Consider the following 3033-nt stretch of genomic DNA (forward strand, 5'->3'; position numbering starts at 1 on the left):
GTCTTGGGCGGGGGGGGGGGCGGAGTGCGGGGCCTTGGCCTCCCGCGGCGCGGGGGCCTTGTGCGCGAGGCCGTCCGCCGCGGGGGTCTTGGTGGGGGTCACGGGGGATCTCCTCAGGAGCCGAGCGCGGTCTTCGCCTCGCTGAAGAACTGGTCCACGGCGTCGTCCACCGATGTCTTGCCCTGGCTGACCTGGCCGTAGATGCGCAAGAAGGCGGCCTCGGCGACATCCGCGCCGGCCGGGTGCGGAGTGATCGGCTCCAGCTTGTCGGTGACGCTCTCCTCGTACTGGGCGATCTTGGCGTTCACACCGGTGGGCTTGAACGCGTCGTACTGCGCGTTGGTGGGCAGCACCCCGCGGTTGTAGCCCATGATCTTGCCGACCTCGGGGTCATGGGTCATGAAGTCGATGAACTTCGCGACTTCCTTGGGGTGTTGGGTACGCGCGGAACCGCTGAGCATCAGCGAGGAGAGGTACTGCCCGGTCTTCTTCCCGTCCAGGGTCGGGATCGGGCCGAGGTCGAGTTCGGTCTTGGTCTCGGCCGCGTAGCGGACCAGGAAGTTGTCCCAGGTGAACTCGGCGGCGGAGAGGTCGGCGCTGATGGTGGACTTGGGCTTGACCTGCTCGGTCTTCTTGGCCGGGACCAGCACGCCGTCCTTGTTCTTCCCGTACCAGTCGCCCCACCACTTCTTCAGGTCGTCCTCGGTGAACCCGAGCTTCTTGTCCTCGGTGAAGAATGCCTTGCCCTCCTGGCGCAGATACAGGTCGTAGAGGTACATCACCCCGGCGTTGTCGCTGGCGCCGAAGAGCTTCCCCTTGTCCTCCTGGCTGATCTTCTCGGCCGCGGAGAAGAACTGGTCCCAGGTCCAGCCGTCCTTGGGGGTCACCCCGACCTTCTTGAACTCGGCGGGGTTGTAGAACATGGCGAAGGTGTTGACGCCGACCGGTACGCCGTAGAGCTTGCCGTCGACCTCACCGGCCTTCTCCAGGCCGGCCCGGAAGTCCTTCATGCTGAGGTTTCCGGCCTTCACCTGCTGGTTCAGATCGAGCAGGATGTTTTTCTCGCCGTACTTGCGCAGAAAGGCGACGGAATTCTGGAAGACGTCGGGCGGATTTCCGCCCGCGGCCTGGGTATTGAACTTGCTCCAGAAGTCGGCGTACTCGGCGAAGTCCGTCTTCACCTTGATCTTCGGATTCTTCTTCTCAAACAGCTTGACCGTCTTCTGGATCAGCTCGGCGCGGTCCTTCGCGCCCCACCAGGAGTAGCGGATGGTCACCGTGCCATCGCCCGAACCTCCGCCGTTCCCACCGCAGCCCGAGGCCAGCAGCCCCAGCCCCAGCAGCCCCACCGCGGCCGCCCGCAGCCCTCTGCTCCCTCGCACCCATCGAGCACTCATGAGACGCCCCTCCCGGGCAGGTCGTCCGACTGCCCAACGAGCCTTGACACCAACGATCCTTGAAACGTCCTTGAAACGTTTTAGGCAAGCGCTTGCCGGGCTAAGTTAGGGACGTAGTCGGCGGACGTCAACGGTTCGGACAGGATCAGTCGAAGCGCTTCACCGAAGCGCCAGGATCCGGCGATCACTGCGCGTGACAACACCGAGGGCCCGGAGGCAGCTAGCCTCCGGGCCCTCGGTTGCAGGGTGGGCGATACTGGGTTCGAACCAGTGACCTCTTCGGTGTGAACGAAGCGCTCTCCCACTGAGCTAATCGCCCCGGCGCACGCCCAACATTAGCGCATGCCGAACCGTGCCCATGACCACCCGCGTCCGCGCCCCGAGCGGTCGACAGCGCACGTCACTCCTTGATCTTCCAGGGCATGACGAGCCCGAACTTCCACACATACACCGCCATGGCCGCGGCGCAAATCACCACCGCGATCGTGGTCAGAATGATGTTCCGCTTGCGCACCCGGGGGTCCAGGGCGCGCTGTGCCGCCTCTGTGACCTTCCGCTTGGTCCAGCGCAGCACCAGCTGGGCCCAGACGAACTCGGTGGCCCAGATCGCCATACCGGCGAAGATCACCAGCCATCCAGGGCCGGGCAGCGGCAGCATGATGATGCCGATGACCACCACCGCGAGCCCGACCAGGAACACCCCGACCTGCCAGCTCAGATGCAACGCCCGGGACCTCTGGATGAAGTGCGGCGCCCGCGAGCCGAAGACCGGCTCACCAGAGGCACCCTCCCCCGCCGCAGCCCCGGAGGCCGCCGATCCGGCGACTTCCTGCCGCTCGTCACTCTCCGCGCTCATGTGACCCAACTTACCTGATCGAAAAGAGTTCACCGGAATGGCGGTACCGACCGCCCGGAGACTCCGCTGCTAGAGCTACTAGAAGGACCACAAAACGGGCAGAGGGGTTTACAACGGCACCGTAGGTGGCATGTCGATTTCGCCGACGTGCGAATCCCCGAGCGCACACTGAGCGAAAGGCCCTGGCGCTTATGAACACCACGGTCAGCTGCGAGCTGCACCTGCGCCTCGTTGTGTCGAGCGAGTCGTCACTGCCTGTACCCGCCGGCCTGCGGTACGACACGGCCGATCCCTACGCCGTGCACGCCACCTTCCACACCGGAGCCGAAGAGACGGTCGAATGGGTCTTCGCCCGCGACCTGCTCGCCGAGGGTCTGCACCGGCCCACAGGCACTGGCGACGTCCGTGTGTGGCCATCCCGCAGTCATGGCCAGGGCGTCGTCTGCATCGCCCTGAGCTCCCCGGAGGGAGAGGCTCTGCTCGAGGCCCCGGCGCGGGCCCTGGAGTCGTTCCTCAAGCGAACCGACGCTGCGGTGCCACCCGGCACCGAGCACCGCCATTTCGACCTCGACACGGAACTCTCCCACATCCTGGCGGAGAGCTGAGCCCCGGCGAGCGCTGAGCGCGGCCGTCCGACTCGGGGAGACGGCGCGAGCCCGGCCGCGGCATGCAGGCAGCGACATCAACGGCATATGGCAGCAGGCCCGTACTGGTGGATCGTGTGCGCGAACTCGTGGAGGGTCGTGGAGTACCCGTCCGGATAGGCGGGCTGGGTCCCCG

At 66.0% G+C, this 3033-nt stretch carries 3 protein-coding genes and 1 tRNA gene; 1 reads left to right on the forward strand and 3 read right to left on the reverse strand.

Annotated features, from left to right (window positions below; genetic code table 11):
• Window positions 1-113: 113 nt before the first annotated feature.
• From ACWDSL_RS52795 to ACWDSL_RS52805, 3 genes are all read right to left on the reverse strand, one after another.
• Window positions 114-1397 carry an ABC transporter substrate-binding protein gene (locus ACWDSL_RS52795; RefSeq protein ID WP_450496843.1) on the reverse strand — a complete coding sequence of 428 codons (1284 nt, stop codon included), beginning with the start codon at window positions 1395-1397 and terminating at the stop codon, window positions 114-116.
• Between the two features lie 247 nt (window positions 1398-1644).
• Window positions 1645-1716 (reverse strand) — tRNA-Val (locus ACWDSL_RS52800).
• 81 nt (window positions 1717-1797) lie between these two features.
• Window positions 1798-2253: a TIGR02611 family protein gene (locus ACWDSL_RS52805; RefSeq protein WP_450496845.1), complete on the reverse strand. Its 456-nt coding sequence runs from the start codon at window positions 2251-2253 to the stop codon at window positions 1798-1800.
• A 191-nt stretch (window positions 2254-2444) separates the two neighbouring features.
• Here ACWDSL_RS52805 and ACWDSL_RS52810 point away from each other — a divergent pair, with 191 nt between their 5' ends.
• Entirely contained in the window at window positions 2445-2858 is a 414-nt protein-coding gene (locus ACWDSL_RS52810) for an SsgA family sporulation/cell division regulator (RefSeq protein WP_003959770.1), read from the forward strand.
• The last annotated feature ends 175 nt before the right edge of the window (window positions 2859-3033 follow it).

This window comes from Streptomyces sp. NPDC000941 (genome assembly GCF_053599555.1).